Annotated in this window: 23 protein-coding genes; 7 read left to right on the plus strand and 16 right to left on the minus strand. The window is 56.5% G+C overall.

The genetic code is table 11. The features are described from left to right. Window positions 1-69: 69 nt before the first annotated feature. Window positions 70-2,217, plus strand: a complete 2,148-nt coding sequence (gene pta, locus C7434_RS09275) for a phosphate acetyltransferase (RefSeq protein ID WP_006120035.1) — start codon at window positions 70-72, stop codon at window positions 2,215-2,217. A 55-nt stretch (window positions 2,218-2,272) separates the two neighbouring features. On the opposite strand, the gene C7434_RS09280 is transcribed toward pta, so the two are convergent. Together C7434_RS09280 and C7434_RS09285 are read right to left on the minus strand one after the other, a co-directional pair. Then, a complete protein-coding gene (locus tag C7434_RS09280) occupies window positions 2,273-3,358 on the minus strand; it encodes an ABC transporter ATP-binding protein (protein WP_033740644.1) in 1,086 nt (361 codons plus the stop codon). Between the two features lie 265 nt (window positions 3,359-3,623). Continuing rightward, window positions 3,624-5,117, minus strand: coding sequence for a PLP-dependent aminotransferase family protein (locus C7434_RS09285; protein WP_033740646.1), 1,494 nt, complete (start codon window positions 5,115-5,117; stop codon window positions 3,624-3,626). Window positions 5,118-5,234: 117 nt separating this feature from the next. Between C7434_RS09285 and C7434_RS09290 the strand changes: the two genes are divergently transcribed. From C7434_RS09290 to C7434_RS09305, 4 genes are all read left to right on the plus strand, one after another. Further along, window positions 5,235-6,530, plus strand: a complete 1,296-nt coding sequence (locus tag C7434_RS09290; RefSeq protein ID WP_050504930.1) for a 4-aminobutyrate--2-oxoglutarate transaminase — start codon at window positions 5,235-5,237, stop codon at window positions 6,528-6,530. Between the two features lie 76 nt (window positions 6,531-6,606). Then, window positions 6,607-7,632, plus strand: coding sequence for an ABC transporter substrate-binding protein (locus C7434_RS09295; RefSeq protein WP_033740647.1), 1,026 nt, complete (start codon window positions 6,607-6,609; stop codon window positions 7,630-7,632). 45 nt (window positions 7,633-7,677) lie between these two features. Beyond that, window positions 7,678-8,943, plus strand: coding sequence for an ABC transporter permease (locus C7434_RS09300; RefSeq protein ID WP_033740649.1), 1,266 nt, complete (start codon window positions 7,678-7,680; stop codon window positions 8,941-8,943). Between the two features lie 10 nt (window positions 8,944-8,953). Next, on the plus strand, window positions 8,954-9,778 hold the full coding sequence (locus tag C7434_RS09305) for an ABC transporter permease (protein WP_033740651.1): 825 nt from the start codon (window positions 8,954-8,956) through the stop codon (window positions 9,776-9,778). A gap of 317 nt (window positions 9,779-10,095) precedes the next feature. Here C7434_RS09305 and yfcD read toward each other — a convergent pair whose 3' ends face one another. Together yfcD and yfcF are read right to left on the minus strand one after the other, a co-directional pair. Continuing rightward, a complete protein-coding gene (gene yfcD / locus C7434_RS09310; RefSeq protein WP_033740653.1) occupies window positions 10,096-10,620 on the minus strand; it encodes an NUDIX hydrolase YfcD in 525 nt (174 codons plus the stop codon). A 110-nt stretch (window positions 10,621-10,730) separates the two neighbouring features. Next, window positions 10,731-11,372, minus strand: a complete 642-nt coding sequence (yfcF, locus tag C7434_RS09315; protein WP_033740655.1) for a glutathione transferase — start codon at window positions 11,370-11,372, stop codon at window positions 10,731-10,733. A 183-nt stretch (window positions 11,373-11,555) separates the two neighbouring features. On the opposite strand from yfcF, the gene C7434_RS09320 reads away from it, so the two are divergent. Next, a complete protein-coding gene (locus tag C7434_RS09320; RefSeq protein ID WP_033740657.1) occupies window positions 11,556-12,455 on the plus strand; it encodes a TIGR01777 family oxidoreductase in 900 nt (299 codons plus the stop codon). Between the two features lie 29 nt (window positions 12,456-12,484). On the opposite strand, the gene C7434_RS09325 is transcribed toward C7434_RS09320, so the two are convergent. From C7434_RS09325 to dalD, 3 genes are read right to left on the minus strand one after another with little or no spacing between them, the layout of a single operon-like run. After that, window positions 12,485-13,765 carry an MFS transporter gene (locus C7434_RS09325; protein ID WP_133745381.1) on the minus strand — a complete coding sequence of 427 codons (1,281 nt, stop codon included), beginning with the start codon at window positions 13,763-13,765 and terminating at the stop codon, window positions 12,485-12,487. A 34-nt stretch (window positions 13,766-13,799) separates the two neighbouring features. Beyond that, the gene (gene xylB, locus C7434_RS09330; protein WP_133745382.1) at window positions 13,800-15,263 is read right to left on the minus strand and encodes a xylulokinase; all 1,464 of its coding nucleotides are present in this window, start codon (window positions 15,261-15,263) and stop codon (window positions 13,800-13,802) included. Between the two features lie 9 nt (window positions 15,264-15,272). Further along, a complete protein-coding gene (dalD, locus tag C7434_RS09335) occupies window positions 15,273-16,664 on the minus strand; it encodes a D-arabinitol 4-dehydrogenase (protein WP_133745383.1) in 1,392 nt (463 codons plus the stop codon). Between the two features lie 192 nt (window positions 16,665-16,856). Here dalD and C7434_RS09340 point away from each other — a divergent pair, with 192 nt between their 5' ends. After that, a complete protein-coding gene (locus C7434_RS09340) occupies window positions 16,857-17,831 on the plus strand; it encodes a sugar-binding transcriptional regulator (protein ID WP_006120048.1) in 975 nt (324 codons plus the stop codon). Here the strand turns inward: C7434_RS09340 and hisP are convergent. The 9 genes from hisP to folC all read right to left on the minus strand — a co-directional run bounded on the left by hisP (window position 17,824) and on the right by folC (window position 26,224). After that, the gene (hisP, locus tag C7434_RS09345; RefSeq protein WP_033740666.1) at window positions 17,824-18,597 is read right to left on the minus strand and encodes a histidine ABC transporter ATP-binding protein HisP; all 774 of its coding nucleotides are present in this window, start codon (window positions 18,595-18,597) and stop codon (window positions 17,824-17,826) included. The genes C7434_RS09340 and hisP overlap by 8 nt on opposite strands. An 8-nt stretch (window positions 18,598-18,605) precedes the next feature. Then, on the minus strand, window positions 18,606-19,322 hold the full coding sequence (locus C7434_RS09350) for an ABC transporter permease (protein WP_033740667.1): 717 nt from the start codon (window positions 19,320-19,322) through the stop codon (window positions 18,606-18,608). Beyond that, the gene (locus C7434_RS09355) at window positions 19,319-20,005 is read right to left on the minus strand and encodes a histidine ABC transporter permease HisQ (RefSeq protein ID WP_033740669.1); all 687 of its coding nucleotides are present in this window, start codon (window positions 20,003-20,005) and stop codon (window positions 19,319-19,321) included. Before C7434_RS09355 ends, C7434_RS09350 begins: the two co-directional genes overlap by 4 nt. Window positions 20,006-20,172: 167 nt before the next feature. After that, window positions 20,173-20,955, minus strand: coding sequence for a lysine/arginine/ornithine ABC transporter substrate-binding protein ArgT (gene argT / locus C7434_RS09360; protein WP_133745384.1), 783 nt, complete (start codon window positions 20,953-20,955; stop codon window positions 20,173-20,175). A gap of 267 nt (window positions 20,956-21,222) precedes the next feature. Continuing rightward, entirely contained in the window at window positions 21,223-21,792 is a 570-nt protein-coding gene (locus C7434_RS09365) for a UbiX family flavin prenyltransferase (RefSeq protein ID WP_006120055.1), read from the minus strand. 101 nt (window positions 21,793-21,893) lie between these two features. After that, window positions 21,894-23,411 carry an amidophosphoribosyltransferase gene (gene purF, locus C7434_RS09370; protein WP_033740671.1) on the minus strand — a complete coding sequence of 506 codons (1,518 nt, stop codon included), beginning with the start codon at window positions 23,409-23,411 and terminating at the stop codon, window positions 21,894-21,896. 37 nt (window positions 23,412-23,448) lie between these two features. Next, on the minus strand, window positions 23,449-23,934 hold the full coding sequence (gene cvpA / locus C7434_RS09375) for a colicin V production protein (RefSeq protein WP_026021019.1): 486 nt from the start codon (window positions 23,932-23,934) through the stop codon (window positions 23,449-23,451). A 252-nt stretch (window positions 23,935-24,186) separates the two neighbouring features. Further along, the gene (dedD, locus tag C7434_RS09380; RefSeq protein WP_033740672.1) at window positions 24,187-24,966 is read right to left on the minus strand and encodes a cell division protein DedD; all 780 of its coding nucleotides are present in this window, start codon (window positions 24,964-24,966) and stop codon (window positions 24,187-24,189) included. Next, entirely contained in the window at window positions 24,956-26,224 is a 1,269-nt protein-coding gene (folC, locus tag C7434_RS09385) for a bifunctional tetrahydrofolate synthase/dihydrofolate synthase (protein WP_133745385.1), read from the minus strand. Before folC ends, dedD begins: the two co-directional genes overlap by 11 nt. Between the last annotated feature and the right edge of the window lie 8 nt (window positions 26,225-26,232).

The following is a 26,232-nucleotide window of genomic DNA, read 5'->3' on the forward strand; positions in this document are numbered from 1 at the left end:
TATCCTTTCTCCGTCAGCTCAGGCTGACGGTGTTATTTTGACACCCAGTGAACTCTGAGAGGTGCAATCGTGTCACGTACAATTATGCTCATTCCGACCGGCACCAGCGTCGGCTTGACCAGCGTTAGCCTTGGCGTTATTCGCGCCATGGAACGTAAAGGCGTTCGACTGAGCGTTTTCAAACCCATTGCTCAACCACGCGCCGGTGGCAATGCGCCCGACCAAACCACCAGCATCGTACGCAAAAATTCCGGTATTCCTGCGGCAGAACCGCTGCCCATGTCACGCGTTGAATCCTTGCTGGGGTCCAATCAGCAGGACGTGCTGATGGAAGAAATTATTGCCCGCTATCATGCGAATACGCAGGATGCAGAAGTGGTGCTGGTGGAGGGCCTGGTGCCCACGCGCAAACATCAGTTTGCCAGCGCCCTTAACTACGAAATTGCCAAAACGCTGAACGCTGAAATTGTGTTTGTGACCGCGCTGGGTAATGACTCGCCGGCCCAGCTTAAAGAACGTATTGAACTGACGCAAAGTAGCTTTGGCGGTGCGAAGAATAAAAACATCACCGGCGTCATTATTAACAAGCTGAACGCGCCGGTCGACGAACAGGGCCGGACGCGTCCCGACCTGTCTGAAATCTTCGATGATTCCACGAAGGCCAGCATTGCCAATATCAATCCCGACCAATTGTTTGCCAACAGCCCGTTGCCCATCCTGGGTTGCGTGCCGTGGAGCTTTGATCTGATCGCGACCCGCGCGATTGATATGTGCCGCCACCTGAACGCGCGCATCATTAATGAAGGTGAAATTCAGACGCGCCGCGTGAAGTCGGTAACCTTCTGTGCCCGCAGCATTCCTCATATGCTTGAGCACTTCCGTCCAGGCTCGCTGCTGGTCACCTCCGCAGACCGTCCGGATGTACTGGTTGCCGCCTGTCTGGCCGCCATGAACGGCGTAGAGATTGGGGCTATTCTGTTAACCGGTAACTACGAGATCGACGAGCGGATCGCCAAACTGTGCGAACGCGCGTTCCAGACCGGTCTGCCGGTCTTTATGGTCAAAACCAATACCTGGCAGACATCACTGAGTCTGCAAAGCTTCAATCTGGAAGTGCCGGTAGACGACACACAGCGCATTGAGAAAGTGCAGGAATATGTCGCAGGCTACATCAATGCAGACTGGATTGAGTCGCTGACCGCCACCTCTGAACGCAGCCGTCGTCTGTCCCCGCCGGCATTCCGTTATCAGTTGACCGAGCTGGCACGTAAAGCCGGTAAACGCATCGTCCTGCCAGAAGGCGATGAGCCTCGCACCGTGAAAGCGGCCGCGATCTGTGCCGATCGCGGCATTGCGACCTGCGTGCTGTTAGGTAACCCGGATGAAATTCAGCGCGTGGCCGCAGTACAGGGCGTTGAGCTGGGTAAAGGCATTGAGATTGTTGACCCTGAAGTGGTTCGCCAGAACTACGTTCCGCGTCTGGTTGAACTGCGTAAAAACAAAGGCATGACCGAAGTGGTGGCGCAGGAACAGCTGGAAGACAACGTGGTGCTCGGTACCATGATGCTGGAGCGTGGCGAGGTAGACGGCCTGGTTTCAGGTGCGGTGCATACCACGGCCAATACCATTCGTCCGCCGTTACAGCTGATTAAAACCGCCCCGAACAGTTCTCTGGTCTCGTCGGTATTCTTTATGCTGCTGCCGGAGCAGGTGCTGGTCTATGGCGACTGCGCGATTAACCCGGATCCTACCGCTGAACAGCTGGCTGAAATTGCTATCCAGTCTGCCGATTCCGCCAAAGCCTTCGGTATTGATCCGCGCGTGGCGATGATCTCCTACTCGACCGGTAACTCCGGGGCAGGAAGCGACGTCGAAAAAGTGCGCGAAGCTACCCGTCTGGCACAGGAAAAACGCCCGGATCTGGTCATTGACGGTCCGCTGCAGTATGACGCGGCGATTATGGAAGACGTCGCGAAATCGAAAGCGCCAAACTCGCAGGTCGCGGGTCGCGCAACGGTATTTATCTTCCCGGATCTGAATACCGGTAACACCACCTATAAAGCGGTGCAGCGCTCAGCCGATCTGATTTCTATCGGACCGATGCTGCAAGGGATGCGTAAACCCGTTAACGACCTGTCGCGCGGTGCGCTGGTGGACGACATCGTCTATACCATTGCCCTGACAGCAATTCAGTCACTCCAGGCGGAAGGCCAGTAACAAACCGCCTGACCGGTAGTGAGAACAAAGAGCATGCAGCCCGCATGCTCTTTTTTTATTGCAATGTCACATCCAGCGCACGTAAATGCTGTGGCTGCCAGGAAAGCATAACCTCGCTCCCCGGTTTCCACTCAGGCGCGACATCGGATGAGGCCAGTTTCACCATAAAATTCCCCTGCCCGGCCACGTCGGTCAGCATGCGGACATGATCACCCAGATAGATAAACTGTTGAATGGTAGCCTGCACAGACTGGTCGCCCGGTTTTGGTGCGTTCACGTTGATGCGTTCGGGCCGGATGCTGAGCTGGATACGTTTGCCACGCGAACTGGGTCGGACTTTCAGCGCGTCCAGATGAACGCCATTATCCAGCGCCACCTGATAATACTCGCCCTTTTGACCCGATTGTGTGGCTAACAGGCAGTTATTTTCGCCGATAAACTGTGCAACAAAGGCATTATCTGGCTGCTCATAAAGCTTACTCGGGCTGTCCATCTGCTGAATCATGCCATCATTAAACACCGCGACCCGGTCTGACATGGTCATTGCTTCGCTCTGGTCATGCGTGACGTAAACGATGGTCAGCCCAAGCAGGTTGTGCAGTTGCTTGATTTCCATCTGCATATGCTCACGCAGCTGTTTATCCAGTGCCCCTAACGGTTCATCCATCAGAATCAGCCTGGGTTCAAAAACCAGTGCCCGCGCCAGCGCTACACGTTGCTGCTGGCCACCCGACATCTGGGCAGGATAGCGATCGGCCAGCGAGGTCAGTTTAATCATATCCAGCACGCGCTTAACCCGCACTTTGATATCCGCTTTGCTCAGGCGACGTATGGATAGGGGAAATGCCAGATTCTCCGCCACGGTCATATGGGGAAACAGCGCATAATTCTGAAACACCATGCCGATATCACGCTGATGGGGCGGCAGCGTGTGCAGGGGTTTATCACGCAGCAGAATCTCGCCATCGGTGGGCGTTTCAAAGCCCGCCAGCATCATCAGGCTGGTGGTTTTCCCCGATCCTGAGGGCCCTAACAGCGTCAAAAACTCCCCTTCTGCCACGTCCAGATTAAGGTTGCGCACCACCAGCTTGTCGCCGTCGTAGCTCTTTTTGATATTCCTGAAACTGACAAAATTTCTCATGGCGTACTCTCGAAAACAGGATGGAAAGGGTTTCGGCACGATTCATGCATCATCCGTTTGACATGCGAATCCTGGCGGGCCTTTTTTTAGCACTACCATAACGCCGCTGATTCGCACAAGCAGAATTTGACAAAATAAAACGAACAGGCTTGCAAAACCTTCTTGCAGGCCATTGTATTTTATTGCCTTTTTAAATTTAACATTACATTAACGTGAATGAGATCACAGAATCAGGCAAGGTAAGAGGGTGCACACTTGTGGTGCCTCAGGGGGAAACTGAGGCGATTTGCAGGTGGTGTTCCAGACGGGCTAGGACAGGCGCGAACGCACTGGGGATATCCGCTTCGTCAACGCAGGCATAGCCCAAAAGTAACCCACGCTGCGGCGTGCCTTGCAGGTAGTAGGAAGACAGCGGGCGCGTCAGCACACCGCACTGTTCAAGCTCAGCGCTGAACGCCACATCGTCGATGCTGTCGGGCAGTCTGAGCACCAGATGCAGCCCCGCATTGCTGTGATGCACAATCCAGTCGGCCCCCAGCGACTGGCTGATCACGGCGACCAGCGCCGCGCGGCGACGACTGTAGATCTGCCGCATCCGCCGTACATGAGCCGCATAGTGCCCTTCGCGGATAAACGCGGCCAGCGTGAGCTGCACCAGCCCATAACCGCCGCGATAGAGCTCGGAGTGCGCCATTTTCATACGCGTAGCCATGGATTTAGGCACCACCATGTAACTGAGTCGAATGCCAGGATACAACGTTTTGCTGAACGTCCCCAGGTATATGACAGGCGCATCCGCCGCCAGCCCTTGCAGCGCGGGCATCGGGCTGCCGGAAAAACGGAACTCGCCATCGTAGTCATCTTCCACCACCCAACTGCCGCTGCGCTTCGCACGCTCCAGTAACTCATGCCGCCGTTGCAGGCTCATCACCGCACCCAGTGGATACTGATGGGAAGGCGTCACGCAGATTAAACGCGGCGCAGGGCTGTCAGGCTGCTCCGGGGGCAGCACCAGCCCCTGCTCGTCAACCGGCGTAGGGATCAGCGTAACGCCGTTCACCGCCAGCACGTTACGAATGCCCCAGTAGCCAGGTTCCTCTACCAGCGCCCGGTCACCCGGATCGCACAGCATCTTTGCCAGCAGATCCAGCGACTGATGCGTGCCTGCGGTCACCAGTACCTGCTCGGGGCTGCAGTTGACGGAACGAATCACCCGCAGGTAATCGGCCAGCGCCTGTTGCAGCTCGGTGCAGCCGCCGTGGCTGGCATAGCTCAGGTTCTCAACGGGCAGGCGTCGGCTCAGACGAAGCTGGATTTTGCGCCAGATGTCGTGCGGCATGTGACTGACATCCGGTACGCCGGGCATAAACGCCCCCCACTGATGGCTTCCGGCACCGCTGTTTGCCAGTAATCGCGATCCCCGACGGGACAGCCTGACGGGCTTCATTGGCGGCGAAACCGGCCTGACCAGCGGCCCGCCTGGCACCTCTTCAGGCAGCACCGCACTGACAAACGTGCCGCTGCCTGTGCGGGTTTGTAAGTACCCCTCTGACTGCAACTGTTCATACACGGCCAGTACGGTATTGCGTGAGACCGCGAGTTCGCGAGCAAGGTCGCGGCTGGCGGGCAGCCGTGTTGCGGTGGCAATGGATCCATCCTGAATCGCCGCCTGCAGCGCGTCATACAGTCGCTTATTCAGCGTACCGCCGGACAGCGCGGCCAGCCGTTGTGCAAGCAGGTCACCGAGTAAGCTTCGCAAAATTGGTACCTCAAAATAAAAAAAACTGGCTCTGGATTATAAAACCCTGAAAACGCTAAAACCAAGAAGGCAAATTCCACTGTAACAATATGGAAACAAATACCACGAGGTCGCGTTATGAGTAACAGTGAAGTGCAGGTCCGTCGTCTCAATGCCACGCCACGCGGCGTGGGCGTCATGTGCGATTTCTATGCGGTGAAAGCTGAAAACGCCACGCTGTGGGATCACCAGGGCCGCGAAATCATCGATTTCAGTGCCGGCATTGCCGTACTGAACACCGGACACCGTCATCCTAAGGTCATCGCCGCCATCAAGGAACAGCTCGACTGTTTTACCCATACTGCATTTCAGATCGTGCCCTATGAAAATTACATCGCCCTTGCGGAAAAACTGAATGCGCGGGTGCCCGTCAACGGCCCTGCTAAAACCACCTTTTTCTCCACCGGCGCGGAAGCGGTTGAGAACGCGGTAAAAATTGCCCGCGCGGCGACCGGCCGTCCCGGCATCATCGCGTTTACCGGCGCGTTTCACGGGCGCACCAACATGACGATGTCGCTGACCGGCAAAGTGACCCCGTACAAAACCGGTTTCGGCCCTTTTGCTGGCTCAGTATTTCATGCCCGCTACCCGAATGCACTGCATGGCTGTAGCGTCGAGGACGCGCTGGAGAGTGTACAAACGATTTTTCGCTGCGATATCAGCCCGCAGCAGGTCGCAGCGATCATTTATGAGCCGATCCAGGGTGAAGGCGGTTTCAATGTCGCACCGGCGGCCTTCGTCACCGCGCTACGTAAGCTGTGCGATGAACACGGCATCCTGCTGATTGCCGATGAGATTCAAAGTGGTTTTGCCCGCACCGGGAAACTGTTTGCCAGTGAGTACTATTCCGATGTGCAGCCTGACCTGATTACCATGGCGAAAAGCCTGGCCGGCGGGATGCCGTTGTCGGCCGTGTCCGGACGGGCTGAGATTATGGATGCCCCGTTACCCGGCGGGCTGGGTGGCACCTATGCGGGAAGTCCTCCTGCCATTGCAGCCGCACTGGCCGTACTGGAGGTGATTCGTGAAGAGAACCTGTGCGAGCGCGCCCTGCAACTGGGCGGGCAACTGGCCGAAACGCTGAAAGGCGCGGGTTGTAACGCGCTGGCGGACGTGCGTGGGCGGGGTTCGATGATTGCGGCTGAGTTCTGCGACAGCACAGGAAAACCGCGCGCGGACATCGCCAAAGCCATCCAGCAGGCGGCACTGGACGAAGGCTTACTTCTGCTCACCTGCGGTGTCCACGGTAACGTGATTCGCTTCCTTTATCCGCTGACCATCCCGGATGCACAGTTCCGGACGGCATTAAATCTGCTGAATCGCATTCTCGGTCAACACTATGTTGAGCTGGCTGCCCGTTCCGCAGTCAGCTGAGCTGATGGCATCAGGATTGCAACGCAAACACCAGGCAGTGAATTCTGCCTGACAAGAATAATTCAGGAGTTCGGGGATGATGAAAAAAATAGCGGCAATGGTGCTGGCAGCCGTGGCGCTGCAGGCACAGGCGGAAACCCTCACGGTAGTGTCCTTCGGAGGGACGAATAAAGACGCACAGGATAAAGCGTTCTATAAGCCGTTCATGGCCGCGGGAAAAGACAGCATCGAAGCAGGCGAATATAACGGTGAGATGGCCCGCATCCGCGCCATGGTCGAAACCAAACAGATCGGCTGGGACGTCGTCGAACTGGAAACTCCGGAACTGGAGCGCGGTTGTGAAGAAGGTCTGTTTGAAACCCTGGACTGGAGCAAAATTGGCAATAAAGCGGACTTTGCCAAAGGCAGCGTCAGCGAATGTGGGGCCGGTTTCTTCGTCTGGTCAACGGTACTGACCTACGATGGCAACAAACTGAAAACCGCCCCCACGAGTTGGGCCGATTTTTGGGATGTAGAAAAATTCCCGGGCAAACGTGCGCTGCGTAAGAGCGCAAAATATACCCTGGAAATCGCGCTGATGGCGGATGGCGTGAAGCGTGAAGATGTTTATAAGGTGCTGGCCACACCTGCGGGCGTGGATCGCGCCTTTAAGAAGCTTGATGTACTCAAGCCCCATATTCAGTGGTGGGAATCCGGGGCACAGCCGCTGCAGTGGCTGGTATCAGGCGACGTTACGCTGGCCTCGGCCTATAACGGCCGTATCGGCACCGCCCAGGCAGAAGGCCATAACTTTAAAATCGTCTGGGATGGCAACCTGTATGACTTCGATAACTGGGCGATTGTGAAAGGCTCAAAACATAAAGCGCTGGCAGAGAAATTCATCGCTTTCTCGCTGCAGCCTGAGAACCAAAAGGTCTATGCCGAAAATATTCCTTATGGCCCCGCCAATATCAAAGCAGGCAAACTGCTGGCGGCGGATCGTCTGGCTCAACTGCCAACAGCGCCCGAAAACATGGCCAAAGCCGTACAGGTTAACGCCACGTTCTGGCTGGAGCATGGTGAAGAACTGGAACAGCGTTTTAACGCCTGGGCCGCGAAATAACCTGCTGCCGGACGCGATCCGGTAGCCCCTTTTCAGGAGGTCGGCATGAGTCAAAACCCCGTGATGGATTCAGCGCCCGTCAGCCGAACGGAACGCGCGTTCAGCCTGCGCCACTCGTTCAACCGGGCAGGTTGGTTAAAAACACAACGCTCTCTGTTTTTAGTGGCCCCGTTACTGATTTTCGTCGTGGTGTGCTTTTTATTCCCTATCGGCTCTATCCTCAGCATGAGCGTGAGCAATCCTGAGCTTAATGACGCCTTACCCCAAACCAGCCAGGCCCTGGCGAAATGGGACGGTAAAGCACTACCGGATGAGAGCCTGTATGCACTGCTTGCAAAAGAAGTCAGCGCGGCACGCGAACAGGGCCAGATTTCGGGGATTGCGAAGCGGTTAAGTTATGAAGATAACGCGTTTCGCCGCCTGATCCTGGCCGTACCGCGCCAGGCGCCCGAGGATGGCCTTAACGTCAAAGCCACCCTTATCGACAAACAGCCCCTGTGGGGCGAGTTATCCACCTGGCAAACCCTGAAGCGCGTAGCAAAGCCTTATACCAGCTATTACCTGCTGTCGGTGTTTGACCATAAAGTCGATGCCAGAACGGGTGAAATCACCGCACAGTCGCCGGATCAGGCGCTGTATGTCAACGTCCTGCTGCGCACCTTATGGATGGCCACCGTCGTGACGTTATTGTGCGTGGGGCTGGGTTATCCGCTGGCCTACTGGCTGGCGAAACAGCCTTCTAACCGGGCCAATCTGTTGATGATTATGGTGCTGCTGCCCTTCTGGACCTCACTGATTGTGCGGACGGCCAGTTGGATTGTGCTGTTACAGTCCGGCGGATTAATCAACCGCACGCTGATGGGCACCGGGCTTATCGACAGCCCGCTCACCCTGGTGTTTAACCGGGTGGGGGTTTACATCTCCATGACACATATATTGCTGCCTTTTATCGTGCTGCCTCTGTATGCCGTAATGAAAGGCATATCCCCCAGCTATGTCCGCGCGGCGGTGTCGCTGGGCGCGCATCCGTTTGTCGCCTTCTGGCGCGTCTATGTGCCGCAGACCTTTGCCGGGATCACCGCAGGTGCGTTGCTGGTGTTTATGATGGCGATTGGCTACTACGTGACGCCAGCCCTGCTGGGCGGCCCGGACGACCAGATGGTCAGCTACTTTGTCGCCTTCTTTACTAACAGCACGATGAACTGGGGCATGGCCGCCGCCCTGGGCAGCCAGTTACTGATCATTGTCACGTTACTGTATATGGTCTATTCGCGCGTTACCCGCACTTCTTCTGAAGCCGCGGTGCGTTAAGGAGCAAATGATGAGACAACAAGGTTCCACGCTGCTACGGGTCTGGCGTTACCTGTTTAATTTTTACGGTGCCGCCGCCCTGCTGTTTTTAATAGTGCCGGTGCTGGTGATCGTGCCGTTGTCGTTTAACGCCAGTTCGTTTTTAAGCTATCCCCTCAGTGGCTTTTCATTGCGCTGGTACGACGCGTTTTTCCATTCTAACGAATGGCTGGGCGCGCTGATGAACAGCCTGCTGGTGGCTCCGCTGGCCACCCTGCTGGCCACCGTGCTGGGCGTACTGGCCGCGATGGGCCTGGTACGGGGCGACTTTCGCGGTAAAGCGCTGGTGATGGCAGTCATCATTTCACCGATGGTTGCACCGGTGGTGATCATCGCGGTGGGCATGTTTTTCTTCTTTGCCAAACTGTCCCTGCTAAACAGCTATCTCGGGCTGGTTCTGGCTCATGCGCTGCTGGGCGTCCCGTTTGTGGTGATCACGGTTGTGGCCGTCCTGAAAAGTTACGACACCAATCTGACGCGCGCCGCCGTCAGTCTCGGCGCCTCACCACTGCTGGCGTTTTGTAAAGTCACCCTGCCGCTGATTGCACCGGGCGTGTTTTCCGGGGCGTTATTTGCCTTCGCGACCTCCTTTGATGAAGTGGTCGTCACGCTGTTTCTTGCCAGCCCTACGCAGCGGACGCTACCGATTCAGATGTTTGCCGGTATCCGCGAGAACCTCGATCCCACCATTGCAGCGGCGGCCACCATTATGATTGCGGCCTCTCTGTTGCTCCTGATCGTGATGGAAGTGCTGCGCCGCCGTGGCGAAAAAATGCGTCAGCCGCAGCCGGTCTGACGCTCGTGACTTGCTTTCCGCACGCACCACACCGCCCTTTCCACTGAGAGGGCGATTTTTTATTGATCCCGGGCACAGGCGCGTGATGTCAGCCACGATCCTCACAATGGGTTAACGATCAAACGTCTTAATGCAATACCTGACTGAGACATCGTCAAGACAGACTGGCGCGGTGGCGGAAAAGCGAAAGCCGACGCCCGAGGAAGAATGACGCTGCCCGCCAGGAAAAGGCTGCCGTCAATCGTATTGTGGAGCGCGTTGCCGCAAAAGAAGGAAGGATGCTTTGCGAACGGCAAGGCGTTCGCAAAGCAGAAAACTCAGTTGCTGTTTTCGTTATTGCGGCTCAGCCACAACGACAGCGCTTTGAGTGAATCATCGGTAAACTCGTCGCAACGGGCGGTGATTTCATCCGGCGTCATCCAGAAGATTTCATCAACCTCTTCTTCCTGCATCGCAAACGGGCCGTGAGAGACGCAACTGAACAATCCGCCCCAGACGCGGCAGTGCTCATCTTCGAAATAGAACTTGCCATGCTCCGCAAAGGGCACGTCGGCAATACCCAGCTCTTCTTCCGCTTCACGTCGGGCAGATTCCAGCATATCCTCACCGCTCTGCACCACGCCGCCTGCCGTCGCATCCAGTTTACCCGGCATAAAATCTTTGATTTCAGTACGGCGCTGAACCAGTATTTTCCCCATACCATCGTGAACCACGATATAGGTCGCGCGGTGACGTAAGCATTGTGCACGCATCTGCGCGCGCGTAGCCTGCGCAACGACTTCATTCTCTTCGCTTACGATATCGACCCACTCGATCTCGCCACCAGCAGTTTGATCCACCATCCGTAACCCTTTCCTGTTTAGCGTGTCTTCATGCACGCGCTGTTTGCCACATCTATATCATAGTGTGTCGTAAGGTAATCACTTATGACAACTTGAGCAAGCGCCGATCGCTAGCGATGTTTACCGCTCTCCGTCAACCACAACTGCACCGATGCACGCTGCCACTGAAACTCAGCATAATGCTGTAAACGGGTTGGCAGGGGATCACCGTGAAGCGCCAGTCGATTAAGCATGACAGCCAAATCGGTATCTGCAATCGACCACTCACCAAAAAGGTTTTGCTGCCCTTCCGGTAACAGCCGCTGTACGGCACTTATCAGCTTATCGGCCGCCTGAAGCGCAGCGGGCGAAAGCGGCGCAAAGCGCTCTGCGGCGAACAGCACTTCTGTGGGACGCTCCTGTCTGATTGGCAGCAAATCACTGCGTAGCCAGGCCTGAATCTCCCGGGCGCGCGCGCGTTTCTCGCGATCTTTAGGATAGAGCCGTTCAAATTCTGGCGCGGCAAAGCGCTCTTCAAGGTATTCACAAATGGCTGAGGACTCACTCAGCATAAACTCATCAACCTGTAACGTTGGCACACGGCAGGTCAGTGACAGGCTACGGTAGGTGTCGTCAAGCTGCTGGTTTTGGGATAAATCAATGCGCCTGACGCTAAAAGGGATCCCCTTTTCCGTCAGCGCAACGTAAACCGACATCACATAAGGACTGAAAAACGATGAATCTGACCACAGGGTAATGGAGGGGTAATTCATCTGCTACCTCGATATCGCTGACAGGGGTGCATCATGTTTACCGATTTTTATTTCTGAAAACAACCCGGTGCTGGTCCGATGTTTGCCGCCACCGCACGAAATTACGAAGCGGCTCACGCCAGCCGGGAACGACTCTTCTATGATGAAGTAAGCAAAAAATAAAAAATCAGACGGAGCCGCACTATGCATATCTTAATGACCGGTGGAACCGGGCTTATTGGCCGCCATCTTATTCCGCAGTTACAGGCGCGTGGTCACACGATCAGCGTGGTGACCCGCGATGTCGTAGCCGCACGGGAAACGCTGGGCGAAAATATCGCCTTCTGGTCTGGCCTCGCACAGCAGCATTCGCTGGATGGGGTGGATGCCGTGATCAACCTGGCCGGTGAACCGATTGCCGATAAACGCTGGACCGAGCCGCATAAGCAGCAACTGTGCGAGAGCCGCTGGCAAATCACAGAACGTATTGCCTCACTCATCAATGCCAGCACCACGCCGCCGCGCGTGTTGATTTCGGGGTCGGCGACCGGCTTTTACGGCAACAGTGGTGAAGTAGTCCTGACCGAAGAGGATCCCGGCCAGAATGAATTTACGCATACGCTCTGTGCCCGTTGGGAACAGCTGGCACTGACGGCACAAAGTGACCGGACGCGCGTCTGCCTGCTGCGCACCGGCGTGGTGCTGGCGCGTGAGGGCGGCGCCCTGAGCAAAATGAAACTGCCGTTCAGGCTCGGCGTCGGTGGCCCGCTCGGCAGCGGTAAACAGTATATGCCGTGGATCCACATCGATGACATGGTCAACGGCATCCTGTGGCTTCTGGATCATGACGACTGCCAGGGTCCGTATAACATGGTCGCGCCCTATGCGGTGCGCAACGAGCAGTTTGCCGCCACGCTGGGCGAGGTCATGCACCGCCCGGCTTTCATGCGCACGCCCGCCAGCGCCATTAAGCTGATGATGGGCGAATCCTCAGTGCTGGTGCTCGGTGGACAACATGTGCTGCCTAAACGGCTGGAGGCCGCAGGGTTTCGCTTCCGCTGGTATGACCTGCATGATGCCTTAAAGGACGTGGTTAAGGGGTAATGCCGGGGGAGCCTGTGGCTCCCCTTCTTCTATTGCGATGTTACTGCGGACCCTGACTTGCGCGCTGTACGTTGCGCGCCACGATGAGGCTGCGGCACACGGATAATAAACGTCAGCACCCCGGCAAACAGATACAAGCCGGTATAAGCCCACACCACCCCGACGATATCAAAAAACGGCAACAGCATAGAGGCGATGGCCGGCGCGACAAAATTGCTCATCCCCGCTGACAGGTTATAAACCGAGACCGCCGCGCCCTGATGATGCGGCTCCAGCGTGGGAAAGACGGCCGTCATCGGCACAAACGCCGCGACGAAAATCCCCAACATGACGGCCGGAATAAGGGCGACCATGAAGTTATGACCGGCATAAACGGGCAGATAGTAGAATGCCAGACTGGAGAGCGCCATGCCCAGACAGCCAAACCAGCGCACCTGACGGATCCAGCCAATCCGCTCGCCCATGATGCCCCAGAAAATATTGGTAAAGATGGTGACAAAGAAAAACACCGCCCAGATTTGTAACCACTCCGACAAGGTGAAACCCAGCCGATCCACAAACAGCAGCGGCATGATGATGGCAAAACCAAACAGCGACAGCGTATTAATAATGCGGATCAGGCAGGCGTAAAACACATGCTGATTAGTAAACAGGATGGTCACCGCCCGGGACATTTCCGTCATTTTCTCGCGCATCGGTAAGTTCACGCGTGAGCGGTCGACCGGCACATGGCGCAGGCTAAAAAACGCCAGTACGCCACCGCAGGCCACCCAGGCAATCGCCAGCCATAATGTCCCGGTTTCACCAAGAGAGGGAATAATCAGGCTGGGCAGATAGCTTCCGACCACACCAATCCCTACCGAATACATTGCCCAGAACCAGCCCGTCGCCGCCGCGAGGCGTTCACGCGGTAACACCTGAACCAGCAGCATCATAAAAGAATAGATAAACAGCGGATAAGCCAGGCCGCGAATGCCGTAGAACAGCAGCATAAGGGGATAATTACGCAGTCCCAGCCCCAGGCTCATGAACAGGGCATGCATGACAATCCACAAGACAAAACCGATTAACATGGCGCGCTGAGGCGTAATCAGTTCCGCCACCACGCCGGAGGCCCAGGCGGCCAGCGCGACCGCTAAACCGTAACAGGTAAACACCAGCGCCGACTGGCCCGGCGTGAAGCCCATATCGGTGATATGGCGTGACAGAAATGCCATTTCGAAACCGTCTCCTGCCATAAAAATCGCAATGGCGACGAATCCCCAGATCAGCTGTTTGGGCAAGCCAAACCAGTACGCAGTTGCATGCATAACGATGGTCCTTCTCTGTTCGGTTACAGGTGAATCAGGCCAGTGAACGGGTCTGAACTTGTTGGTGATATAGCGCGCGGAATCGTGCCAGACGTTGTTGCAGCACCGCGCGAACTTCAGGGTCCGGCAGATAGCGCGCCTGCACGGACGGTTTACGGCACACGGTCGCTTCATCCCCGCCCGTCGCCAGCCAGGCCAGTCGCGCCGCGCCTAGCGCGCCGGACGCGCTGGCCGGATGCGTCACCACCGGAGAGTCCAGCACATCGGCAATCAGCTGCGCCCACAGGCCGCTGCGCGCGCCGCCACCGGTCAGGCTGAACTGCGTGATGTCCTGCCGTCCGTCGCCCAGAACGGCCAGACCATCGGCCAGGCCAAACGCGACACCTTCCAGCACCGCGTACCCCAGGAGGGCGCGCTGAGTTTCGTGGCGCAGGTCATAAAAAGCGCCCGTGGCATCAGGGTCGTTATGCGGCGTGCGCTCGCCAGAGAGATAGGGCAGAAAAAGTGGGGCCCGCTGTTTCTGTGTTGGGCTCAGCTCAGCCACGTCCTCAAGCAGTTGATTTTCACTGACCGACAGCAGCTGACATACCCAGCGCAGGCAGCTTGCAGCACTGAGCATGACGCTCATCTGGTGCCAGCGACCAGGCAGCGCATGGCAGAACGCATGCACACCGGACTGCGGATCGGCCCGCAGCCGATCGTTGACCACAAAAATCACGCCGGAGGTCCCAAGGGAAATAAACGCATCGCCAGGGTGGATGGCACCGACGCCGACCGCTGACGTGGCGTTATCGCCACCGCCGCCGGCAACGATCACCGCTGTCGACAGGCCCCATTCGCGGGCAAGGTCAGGTCGCAACGTGCCGCTGACCGCATTGCCCTCCACGATTTCTGGCAGCTGCTCGCGACGCAGCCCTGTCGCGGCCAGTAGCGCGTCTGACCAGTCGCGCGTCGCCACGTCCAGCCATAATGTCCCGGCGGCATCGGAGGGATCCGTCACCCACCGTCCGGTTAACCGCCAGCGCAGGTAATCTTTCGGCAACAACACTTTGCTGATGCGGCTAAAGCAGGCGGGCTCGTGCTGCGCAACCCAGCGCAGTTTGGGTGCCGTAAAACCCGGCATGATCATGTTGCCGCTGATTTGCATCATCTCGGGATGGTGCTGATGTAGCCAGTTACATTCCGCCGCGCTGCGCGTGTCGTTCCACAAAATACAGGGCCGCAAAATGTCGCCCTGTTCATCCAGCAGCACCGCACCGTGCATCTGGCCGGACAGGCCTATCGCCGTGACAGCCGACCAGGCCTGAGGCGCCTGCTGACGCAGACGCGCCATCACCTGTTGGCAGGCGTGCCACCAGTCATGCGGATGCTGCTCTGCCCAGTGCGGATGCGGCCGCTGCACCTGCAAGGTGGCATGTTCAGATGCCACAATGTCGCCCTGCGCATTCAGAATCAGCGCTTTCAGCTCGGATGTGCCAATATCGATACCCAGGTACATGTCGTTCCCCTATGCCACAGCCAGTTTCTGTTCCGGCTGGGCCAGCCATGTGGTGAGCCCGGCTACGGTAGCGGTGAGGCGTGCATGAAAATCGGCGGAAGTCGCCAGCGCCCCAAACAGGGAAGGCTGCGTCATATAGGTCCGCAACGGATCGGGCTGGGTGAACCACTGCTGAATCACGTCGGGTTGCAGAACACCATCCTGATAGTCGTAAGGCAGTTCGCCCTGCGCCCAGCGCTGCAAAAACAGATAAAACAGGGCCGGTAACACCACGCTGGCCGCGGGTGGCGTTCCGCGCTGATAGCACGCCTGCAAAGTGGGCGTGACCATCGCCGGGATTTTCGACAGGCCATCCGCCGCCACACGCTGGTTGGTGTCTTTGATCCAGGGGTTACTGAAGCGCGACAGTACGACATCGCGGTATTCAGCCAGATTTAAGGGACTGGGGGACAACGACGGGATGACATCCTGCGAAACATACTCCCGGGCCATCTGATAAATCGCTTTCTGCCGGGTACTTTCGTCGATGTAGCGCAAGCCGATCAGCGTGCCCGCCCAGGCAATCGCGCTATGGGTGGCGTTGAGGATGCGGATCTTGGCTTCTTCCCAGGGCAACACCGACTCCACCAGCTCAACGCCGACCTGCTCCAGCGCCGGACGCCCGGCAATAAAGTCATCCTCAATCACCCACTGGATAAAGGATTCCGCCATCACCGGCACCGCGTCATCTTTACCCGTGGCCGCCAGCACACGTCCGGCAATATCCGCCGTAGGACGCGGTGTGATCCTGTCCACCATGGTATTCGGCGAGGTGGTGTGAGTCCGCACCCAGTCAGCCAGCGCCTCGTTCCCTTGTGCGTTAAGAAACGCCAAAAAGCCCTGGCGGAAACGCTCACCGTTATGGCGCAGATTATCGCAGTTCAGCAAGGTAACGGGGCCGCCGCCGTTCGCGACGCGCGCCGCCAGGATCCGCGCCAGCGCACCATAAAGGGTGCGCGCCTCGCCCTGCAGATCCGCGCGAATATCGGGCTGCTGTAGATCCAGCGCATGTTCCGTCGTCAGGTAGTAACCGGCTTCCGTCACGGTAAAAGAAAGGATCCGGGTGGCGGGATCGGCCCCCTGATGCACCAGGGCGCGAAGCGCGTTATCCCAGGGCAGAATCTTGCGAATCGAGGTAATCGTTTCATAGTCGCGTTCGCCCTGCGGCGTGACCGTTTCCAGCACATACTCGCCGTGCTGCGCAGCCAACTGGGTCAACAGCGGTGACGCATCCTCACGGATGTTCCCCAGCGCAATGTGCCACCGACTGTCCCCTTGCTGCATCAGCCGGTGCAGATACCATGCCTGATGAGCGCGATGAAAAGAGCCTGCCCCAATATGCATCCACACGGATGTTGTCATAGTCACCTCAATAAGCATTTGTCATAACAGAGGGCAATTGCCCGAACGCTGTATGTTAATCAGAGGTTACGAGTATTATCTGTGACAGATCTCACGATAAAAGCAATTGCCCAATATCTGAGCTTTTGCCCTGATAGGTTTTTGCCGGCTATACGCGATAAACTAGCGATTCGCTGAGAAGGGAATGCCGTGATGAACAAAGAAGAGAAAAAGCAGGAACTGGCTGCACGCGCCGCCTGGATGTATTACGTGGCCGGGTTAACACAGCAAGAGATTGCCCGGGCGCTGGGACTCTCCAGGCAGGTTGCCCAGCGCCTGATTTCAGGCGCACGCGAAATGGGTATGGTCAGCGTCAAGATTGACCATCCTGTCACGCACTGCCTGCGCCTGGCACACGCGGTGCAGGAAGCCTTTGGCCTGCAGCACTGTCGTGTAGTCCCTTCTGCCGGGCTGGATGACCACGCTATTCAGCAGATGCTGGCGGTCGAAGGCGCAGAGGTTATGTCGCAGTTTATCAACGATGACCAGCCGCAGGTGTTTGGTATCGGTTCGGGTAAAACTCTGCGGGCGATTATTGATGCCCTGCCCTGGGTGGAGCGGCCCCAGCACCAGTGCGTTTCCATGATTGGTGCTATTGCGCGAGACGACTCCGGCACCCGCTATGACGTGCCGCTCAAGCTGTCTGAAAAAATGCAGGGCAAGTATTTCTTTATCCCTGCGCCGCTGTATGCCGACAGTCCGGAAGATAAACAGATGTGGTGCCAGCATCAGGTCTATCAACGCGTGGTCAGCCGGGCGTTACAGGCCAGTATGACCTTTCTCGGCATCGGCGAAGTCACACCCGGCTGTCCGCTCCATGCTGAAGGGTTTATCACCGACAGCCAGGTTCAGGCACTCAACGCGCGCGGCGTCGTTGGCGAAATGCTTGGCCACTTTTTCAATCAACAGGGTGAACGTGTGATGGGCGAGACCGATGCGCTGCTCACCAGCGTCACGCTGGAAAGCCGGACAACGCGTCCGATCATCGGTTTTGCAGGCGGCGAGCGCAAATTTGCCGCCATTCGGGCGGCATTAACAGGCGGCTGGATCTCGGGTCTGGTCACGGACGAATCTACCGCCACGCGCCTGTTAAGCGATGGCTCAACAGGCGCGGATCGGCTTACTTAAGAGAACCTTTCAGGAACTGCTGAAGGCGCGGGCTTTTGGGATTGCCGAACAACTCTGTCGGCGGCCCCTGCTCTTCAATCTTACCCTGATGCAGGAAAATCACATGGCTGGAAACGTGACGGGCAAACTCCATTTCATGCGTCACCACCACCATGGTTTTGCCCTCTTCGGCCAGCTTCTGCATGATGCGCAGCACTTCCCCGACCAGTTCCGGGTCAAGGGCAGAAGTTGGCTCATCAAACAACAGCACCTCGGGCTCCATCGCCAGCGCGCGGGCAATCGACACACGTTGCTGCTGGCCGCCTGACAGGTGCACCGGATACTTTGACTGCGCCCGCTCATCAATGCCGACTTTATTCAAATAGGTGACAGCGCGTTCGCGCGCCTGGGCTTTGCTCAGGCCCAGCACCTGAATCGGTGCTTCCATGACATTTTCCAGCACCGTCATGTGGCTCCATAAATTAAAGTGCTGAAACACCATCGTCAGGCGGGTGCGCAGCAGGCGCAACTGCTCTTTGTCGGCCACCTTTAGCTGACCGTCGGTATCACGGACCAGCGAAATGGCGGTGTTATTGACCGTAATGGTGCCTTCGCTCGGTTTTTCGAGGAAGTTAATACAGCGCAAAAAGGTACTTTTCCCTGAGCCGGACGATCCAATAATACTGATGACATCGCCCGCATTAGCATGTAAAGACACGCCTTTTAATACTTCATGTTCACCGTAACGTTTATGCAGTTCGGTGACGCTTAATTTGTTATCAGCCATAGTCTTACTCAATGCGATGAAGAAGGTTTCACATGGGCCAGCCAGCGACGCTCCGCCAGGCGGAACAGGCTAATCAGTGTGTAGGAAATAATCAGGTACAGGACGGCCGCAATGCCAAACGCGGTAAAGGGCTGATACGTTGCCGCGTTGATGTCCCGGGCGATTTTGAGCAAATCAGGCACGGTTGCCGTAAAGGCCAGCGCGGTCGAGTGCAGCATCAATATCACCTCATTGCTGTAAACTGGCAAGGCGGTGCGCAGCGCAGAAGGCAAAATAATACAGCGATACAGTTTAAACGTTGAAAAACCATACGCGCGCGCGGCTTCAATTTCCCCGTGAGGCACAGCACGAATCGCACCGGCGAAAATCTCCGTCGTATAGGCGCAGGTATTCAGGGTAAACGCCAGTAAGGTACAGTTCAGTCCGCTGCGGAAAAACGCATTCAGCAACTCGGTGCCTTTCACGATCTCCAGCGTATACATGCCGGAATAAAATACCAGCAGTTGAACATACAGCGGCGTACCGCGAAAAACATAGGTAAAGAGCCAGACCGGCAGGCTGATAAAGCGATTCGGCGACACGCGTGCAATCGCCAGCAGTACCGCCATACAGCCGCCCAGCACCACCGAAACAATCAGCAGCCATAGCGTAATCGCCACGCCGGTGAAGCGGTAACCGTCAGTCCAGAGCAGTGATTTCCAGTACTCGTGGATAATCTCAATCATAGCTCTGCCCTCTTCACGCCAACCGTGTAGCGGCGATTGAGCCACCACAGCACGCCGTTAGACAGCGTGGTAAACACCAGATAGATCACACCCGCGACGATGGCGAAATAAAACGGCTGCCAGGTGCTCTTGCCCGCCAGCTGCGTGGCTTTAACCACATCTTCCAGCCCCAGCAGCGAGACCAGCGCGGTCGCTTTCAGGATCACCTGCCAGTTATTACCAATCCCGGGCAGCGCATAACGCATCATCGCCGGAAAGAGGATGCGACGGAAAACCTGGGAACCGGTAAAACCAAACGCGGTCGCGGCTTCGATTTGCCCTTTGGGCACGGCCATGAAGGCCCCGCGAAACGTCTCGGTAAAATAGGCCCCGTAGATGAAGCCCAGGGTGATAATGCCCGCGACCATAGGATCGATATCGAACTGCGCCAGACCCAGCGCATCGGTGATGTGGTTCAGCACTATCTGCAGACCGTAGAAGATCAGGAGCATCAGGACGAGATCGGGCACGCCACGAATCAGCGTCGTGTAGCCCTCAAAAATAAGCGACAGCAGGCGATGACGTGACAGCTTCGCGCCTGCGCCAATCAGCCCGAGAATCACCGCCAGCAGCACGGAACTCAGTGCCAGCTCCAGCGTGACCAACGTGCCTTTCAAAATGACATCAGAATAGCCATACAACATGGAAAAGATCCTGTCGTGGGGTGGAAACGGCGCTGAACCCGCCACGTGGGCGGGCAGCGTTGCTTCTGGTAAGGCATCAACCACAACGCAGAGGTTGCCGGGGCCAGTGCGGCCAGGGCAACCAGGCGTTATCCGGTCAGGCGATTACCAGAGGCAAAGTCGACAGGTTAGTCACCGTACACGTTGAAATTAAAGTATTTCTTCGCAATTTTGTCGTACGTACCGTCTTTGCGCATGGATTCAAACGCTTTATCAATGGCCGCTTTCAGCTCGGTGTCATCTTTACGTAATCCTATACCGGTACCGACGCCAAAAATCTTGTCATCTTTCACGGCCGGACCGGCAAAAGCATAGTCTTTACCGACAGGCTGCTTCAGGAAGCCTTCAGCCGCCTGTACTTCATCCTGGAATGCGGCATCAATACGGCCCGCAGTCAGATCCTGGTACACCAGATCCTGGTTCGCATAAGGCGTGACGGTCACACCTTTTGGACGCCAGTACTGGTTAGCATAGGTTTCCTGCGTGGTGCCTTGCAGCACACCGACGTTTTTGCCTTTCAGCGATTCAACCGTCGGCAGAATTTTCGAACCTTTAGGCGCGACTAAACGGGCGTTGGCCGCATAGAGTTTGTCAGAGAAAGCAATCTCTTCCTGACGTTTCGCGGTGATAGAGAGCGAGGAGATAATAGTGTCAATTTTTTTAGCTTTCAGCGACGGAATCAGCGCATCAAAGTCGCTTTCCACATAGGTACATTTGGTCTGAATACGTTTACAGATTTCGTTAGCCAGATCGATATCAAAACCGACTAACTGTCCTTGCGCGTTTTTTGACTCAAACGGCGGGTATGTTGGGTCAGTGCCGACACGAATCGAGGCCGGTACGGCTGCAAATACGCTGGCCACACTGGACAGGCCCAACATTAAAGAAAGAGCCAGAACACGCTTCTTCATAGATTACCCTCAGCAAATTATTGTTATGTGATGCATGATGTGTGTTTGCAACGAACACTGCCAGTAACCTGTGCACGTTTCGTGCCAGTTATGCAGGTCTGCCGCGCACCCAGCCCGCCGTTTTTGCCACATAAAGGCTGGGTTTGTGAAAGGAATATATCAGTGAAGTCACAGAGAAAAAGCGATGTTGTGAACTTTTAGTTCATCAAATGCAGGAACAGTGATCGCTCCCGCGCTTTTGCACTAAATAAGTGCACAAGCTGAACCTTATGCACCTTGCCAGCGCACAAACAAATCCTGAGGCAGTTCAATGTCGAACTGATCGATAACCCGGTTAATTGTTTGATCGACCAGTTCGTCAATGGTTGTCGGACGATGATAAAACGCCGGTACCGGCGGCATGATAATCGCCCCTAATTCAGCGGCGGTCGTCATCATCCGCAAGTGGCCAATATGCAGCGGCGTTTCACGTACGCAGAGTACCAGCTTGCGCTGCTCTTTAAGCACCACGTCCGCCGCGCGCGTCAGCAGGGAATCGCTGTAGCTGTGCACAATGCCCGACAGGGTTTTCATTGAACACGGTAAAATCACCATGCCCAGGGTTTTAAACGACCCGGAGGAAATGCTGGCGGCAATGTCGCGCACATCATGAACCACATCGGCCAGCGCCTGAACATCGCGCAGACTGTAGTCACTTTCCAGGCTCAGCGTCTGACGCGCCGCGTGACTGATGACCAGATGGGTTTCCACGTCGCTGACCTGCTGCAAGACCTGCAGTAACCGCACGCCGTAAATCACACCGCTTGCGCCGGAAATACCAATAATGAGTCGTTTCATCGTTCAACCTTGCAGTGGCAAAGTGCACCATAATAGCGCAGCGCGACAAAAAACACAGAGGGCGGGATAAGTCCCGCCCTCTTTTTTTGCATCAGGCCTGATTAGCCTTCGTTATGCAGTTCAAGATTTTCGACTTCGTTCTGCCGCGCAATGGCTTTCGCGTCGTCGTTACGCAGGGATTCCAGATATTCAAGGTAGCCCTGATCCACATCTTTAGTAACGTAAACCCCGTTAAAAACGGAGCACTCGAACTGAACGATATCGGGATTCTCTTCGCGTACGGCTTCGATGAGGTCATTGAGATCCTGGAAAATCAGCGCATCTGCTTTGATAATCTGACGAATCTCTTCGACTTCGCGGCCATGGGCAATCAGCTCAGTGGCGCTCGGCATATCAATGCCGTAGACGTTAGGGAAGCGCACTTCCGGAGCCGCAGAGGCGAGATAAACCTTTTTAGCCCCTGCTTCGCGTGCCATTTCAATAATCTGCTCAGACGTGGTGCCACGCACGATAGAGTCATCGATCAGCAAGACGTTTTTATCGCGGAATTCGGCGCGGTTAGCATTGAGTTTGCGGCGCACGGCGCTGCGGCGCAGCTGCTGACCCGGCATGATAAAGGTACGACCGACATAGCGGTTTTTCACAAATCCCTGGCGGTAAGGCTTATCAAGGATGCGGGCGATTTCCAGTGCCGTATCCATGGAGGTTTCCGGAATCGGAATCACCACATCGATATCCAGATCTTCCCATTCACGGGCAATTTTCTGGCCCAGCTTGGTGCCCATGCGGACGCGCGCGCTGTAGACCGAAATTTTGTCCAGGAAGGAGTCCGGTCGGGCAAAATAGACGTATTCGAACAGGCACGGATTGTTCTTGGGGTTCTCGGCACACTGGCGGGTCGAAAGCTGGCCCTGCTCCGTGATGTACACCGCTTCACCCGGCGCGACGTCACGGATGAATTCAAAACCCAGTGTATCCAGCGCGACGCTCTCTGAGGCCACCATATACTCGGTACGGCCATCCGCAATGACGCGTTTGCCCAGCACCAGCGGACGAATCCCGTTAGGATCGCGGAAGGCGACCATGCCGTGGCCGATAATCATCGAGACCACCGCATACGCGCCGCGAACCTGCTGATGCACGGCGGCGATAGCGGCAAAAATGTTGTCGGCTTCCAGCGGATAGTGCTGAAAACGATCCAGTTCCTGCGCGAAGATATTCAGCAGGATCTCTGAGTCTGACGTGGTGTTCACATGACGGCGGCCTTTTTCGAACAGCTGCTTACGCAGTTCATGTGCGTTGGTCAGGTTACCGTTGTGTGCAAGAGAAATCCCGTACGGCGAGTTGACGTAGAACGGTTGCGCTTCAGAAGCGCTGGAGCTGCCCGCTGTAGGATAGCGTGCATGACCAATCCCCATGTTGCCTTGTAAACGCTGCATATGACGGGCTTCGAAAACATCGCTGACCAGGCCGTTGGCCTTACGCAGGCGAAAGCAGTTGAGCGCATCAATCGTACAAATGCCTGCGGCATCCTGCCCACGATGCTGGAGCACCGTTAACGCGTCATAGATCGACTGGTTTACCGGCATGAAACCGGTGATACCGACAATACCGCACATGTTGTCATTTCCTCATTAAGCCGTACGCCCGATGGTCTCACCGGGGCAAAAAACTCGACGTGCTTTTCAGGTAGTCAAAAAACCACCTGATTATAGAACTGAACTCGGGAATAAGTTGAGACTGCTGCCAGTCCGGGCTTTTTGAAAAACCCGTGAATGTATCCAGGAAGAACAGCAAAGCGGCTACAATAAGCACACCACGCAAGGCCCCGAAACAAACGCCTAATACCCGATCGGTTCCCGACAGGCCGGTTTTTTCTACCAGCGAGCCGATAACGTAGTTCACTATCGCCCCCACAATCAGGGTCGCAATGAACAGCACCGCAATGGCGATTCCGTTCCGAACCAGTTCGTCGTCAAAACCTGTAAACCAGACAGCAAGGTAGGCATAGTAATGACTGGCGACAAAAAACGCGCATCCCCAGGTAACAAGAGATAAGGCTTCGCGGACAAACCCTCGAACCAGGCTGACCAAAGCCGAAAAACCAACTACCGCAATAATGACGTAATCAATCCAGATCATGAACTCTTCCAGCGCCAGTGCCATTGCACCCCTGCATCCAGTTCGGGGCGCATTCTAACAGAAAAAGAAAACGTTTGCGTAGGGGTTTTCAGGTTCTGCATCCATAAAAAAGGCGAAGAAAAAAACGAACTTCGCCTGTGAGATTGTTATCCGGTTAACCCCTTGAAAAGCCAGGCTAACCGTTGCCCGCCCCGCTTAGCCAGAGCTGATTGTCGCTGCCTGTTATTCTTATCGGCAGCGCCAATCGCGGGTTTAACGCGCGCTGTAGGGCTTAACCACGCCGCTTAAGCCCGAGACGTTTTTCAGCTCGCCCACTGCCGCCTGCATTTTCGCTTTAGACGCATCCGGTCCCACATAAATGCGGGTGATTTGTCCCTGCACCGGCGTTGACGGCACCGTATAGGCCCGGTAACCCGACAGGCGCAGCTTCGCGACAATCTCGTTGACCTTGCTGGCGTTCTTCAATGCGCCCAACTGGACAACATACGCCTGTCCCGAGGGTTGCGTCTCTTTCGGTTGCTCTGCCGGGGCCGCTTCCTCGGTGCGCGCTGCCTGCTCGGCCGGCCTGGTTTTTTCAACGGGCTTCGCTTGCTCAACCGGTTTGGTTTTCTCGACCGGTTTGCTCTGCGTCTGTTCTACCGGCTTCGGTTTAGCCTGCTCAGTATGTTTCGGTTTTGTCGTCTCAGCTGGTTTTTCTTTCGCTGTCGTCGAATGTACAGGCGGCGGTGATACGACACTCGGCGCACTGTTTTGCTCGGGCTGCGTGCTGCCCTCTTGCGCCTGTGAGTTACCCCCGTCAGGATGACTTACCGCACTGCCCGCGCCGGCAGGCGGATGGGCTGGCAGCGACTGGGTGACCGGCGGCACCATTTCGCTGTCCTGCTGGTCGTCCGGTTTCGGGACCAGTGGAATCGCCGCAAACTCTTCTTTATAGTGTTTTTTCTTACCATCCAGCAGCCCCGGCAACACAATCACGCCGATGGCCACCAGAATAACGGTACCGACTAAACGGTTTTGAAACTTACTCGCCACGTCCTCTCTCCGTTTCAATCGATTCCATCACCTGCGCGACGGTCAGGAAAGAGCCGCATACCAGGATGATGTCCTGCGGTTCAGCCTGCTGCCGCGCCTGTTGCCAGGCCTGTTCGACATCTGCGAATGCCCGGGCAGACGTTACGTGTGCCATGAGTTGTTCTGCACTGGCACCGCGCGGGCCGGACAGCGGCGCGCAGTACCAGAAGTCGACCTGCGGGGCCAGCGCGGACAGCGTCCCGGCGATATCTTTATCATGCAGCATCCCGACCACGGCGTGAACGTGCCCCCGCGTCGGCAAGGCAGCCAGGCGCGATGCCAGGTAGCCTGCTGCATGCGGGTTATGCGCCACATCCAGAATCACGCGAGGCGACTCACTGACGGTCTGAAAGCGCCCGGGTAGCACCGCCAGCGGCAGGCTGGCTCGGATATGTGCGTCGCTGACGTTGAGGCCCGAGGCACGCAGCGCCACCAGCGCCGTTGCCGCATTCGGCAGGGGCACCTGCGGCAGCGGTAGATCGCTCAGTTCACCGTGCGCATCGCGCAGAGACCAGCTTTCTGCCTGCGCATGATAGTGCCAGTCACGGCCAAGCTGAATGAGCTGAGCGCCCTTTTCCCTGGCGACATCGGCAATCGTCACCGGCATAGTAGGCTCACCCACCACCGCAGGTTTACCCTGACGGAATACGCCCGCTTTTTCCCGACCAATGCTGTCGCGATCCGGGCCAAGCCAGTCGGTATGGTCCAGCGCAATACTGGTCACCACCGCGACATCGGCATCCACAATATTCGTTGCGTCCAGCCGCCCACCCAGCCCGACTTCCAGAATGACCACGTCAAGCTTCGCCTGCTGGAACAGGTTAAGCGCCGACAGCGTGCCGAATTCAAAATAGGTCAGGGAGATAGTACCGCGTCCCGCTTCAATATCAGCGAAACTGGCGCTGTGTTGCGCTTCACTCAGCTCCTGTCCCTGCACCCGGACACGCTCCGTATAACGCACGAGATGCGGCGAGCTGTAAACGCCCACGCGATAGCCCGCGGCCATCAACAGGGTTTCAAGCGTCCGACAGGTAGTGCCTTTACCATTGGTACCGGCAACGGTGAAAACAAAAGGGGCAGGCTTCAGCAGGTCCAGACGTTGCGCCACCTGGCGAATACGGTCCAGGCCCAGTTCAATTGCCTGAGTGTGGAGGTGCTCAAGATAATAAAGCCACGTGGCCAAAGGCGACGTGGCTTGAGGGAGGTGAAGATTGTCCATATGTCCCG

The sequence above is a fragment of the Pantoea sp. PNA 14-12 genome (genome assembly GCF_004364735.1).
GTDB lineage: Bacteria > Pseudomonadota > Gammaproteobacteria > Enterobacterales > Enterobacteriaceae > Pantoea > Pantoea stewartii.

What these genes read in the sequence shown, in the direction of transcription:
- C7434_RS09365 (WP_006120055.1), bottom strand. Translation starts at nt 21,792, where the DNA reads ATGAAACGACTCATTATTGGTATTTCCGGCGCAAGCGGTGTGATTTAC.
- folC (WP_133745385.1), bottom strand. Translation starts at nt 26,224, where the DNA reads ATGGACAATCTTCACCTCCCTCAAGCCACGTCGCCTTTGGCCACGTGG.
- C7434_RS09325 (WP_133745381.1), bottom strand. Translation starts at nt 13,765, where the DNA reads ATGCATGCAACTGCGTACTGGTTTGGCTTGCCCAAACAGCTGATCTGG.
- xylB (WP_133745382.1), bottom strand. Translation starts at nt 15,263, where the DNA reads ATGTACCTGGGTATCGATATTGGCACATCCGAGCTGAAAGCGCTGATT.
- purF (WP_033740671.1), bottom strand. Translation starts at nt 23,411, where the DNA reads ATGTGCGGTATTGTCGGTATCACCGGTTTCATGCCGGTAAACCAGTCG.
- yfcD (WP_033740653.1), bottom strand. Translation starts at nt 10,620, where the DNA reads ATGGTGGATCAAACTGCTGGTGGCGAGATCGAGTGGGTCGATATCGTA.
- cvpA (WP_026021019.1), bottom strand. Translation starts at nt 23,934, where the DNA reads ATGATCTGGATTGATTACGTCATTATTGCGGTAGTTGGTTTTTCGGCT.
- yfcF (WP_033740655.1), bottom strand. Translation starts at nt 11,372, where the DNA reads ATGAATTACCCCTCCATTACCCTGTGGTCAGATTCATCGTTTTTCAGT.
- argT (WP_133745384.1), bottom strand. Translation starts at nt 20,955, where the DNA reads ATGAAGAAGCGTGTTCTGGCTCTTTCTTTAATGTTGGGCCTGTCCAGT.
- C7434_RS09290 (WP_050504930.1), top strand. Translation starts at nt 5,235, where the DNA reads ATGAGTAACAGTGAAGTGCAGGTCCGTCGTCTCAATGCCACGCCACGC.
- C7434_RS09350 (WP_033740667.1), bottom strand. Translation starts at nt 19,322, where the DNA reads ATGATTGAGATTATCCACGAGTACTGGAAATCACTGCTCTGGACTGAC.
- C7434_RS09320 (WP_033740657.1), top strand. Translation starts at nt 11,556, where the DNA reads ATGCATATCTTAATGACCGGTGGAACCGGGCTTATTGGCCGCCATCTT.
- C7434_RS09340 (WP_006120048.1), top strand. Translation starts at nt 16,857, where the DNA reads ATGAACAAAGAAGAGAAAAAGCAGGAACTGGCTGCACGCGCCGCCTGG.
- C7434_RS09295 (WP_033740647.1), top strand. Translation starts at nt 6,607, where the DNA reads ATGATGAAAAAAATAGCGGCAATGGTGCTGGCAGCCGTGGCGCTGCAG.
- hisP (WP_033740666.1), bottom strand. Translation starts at nt 18,597, where the DNA reads ATGGCTGATAACAAATTAAGCGTCACCGAACTGCATAAACGTTACGGT.
- C7434_RS09280 (WP_033740644.1), bottom strand. Translation starts at nt 3,358, where the DNA reads ATGAGAAATTTTGTCAGTTTCAGGAATATCAAAAAGAGCTACGACGGC.
- C7434_RS09355 (WP_033740669.1), bottom strand. Translation starts at nt 20,005, where the DNA reads ATGTTGTATGGCTATTCTGATGTCATTTTGAAAGGCACGTTGGTCACG.
- dalD (WP_133745383.1), bottom strand. Translation starts at nt 16,664, where the DNA reads ATGACAACATCCGTGTGGATGCATATTGGGGCAGGCTCTTTTCATCGC.
- C7434_RS09305 (WP_033740651.1), top strand. Translation starts at nt 8,954, where the DNA reads ATGAGACAACAAGGTTCCACGCTGCTACGGGTCTGGCGTTACCTGTTT.
- C7434_RS09300 (WP_033740649.1), top strand. Translation starts at nt 7,678, where the DNA reads ATGAGTCAAAACCCCGTGATGGATTCAGCGCCCGTCAGCCGAACGGAA.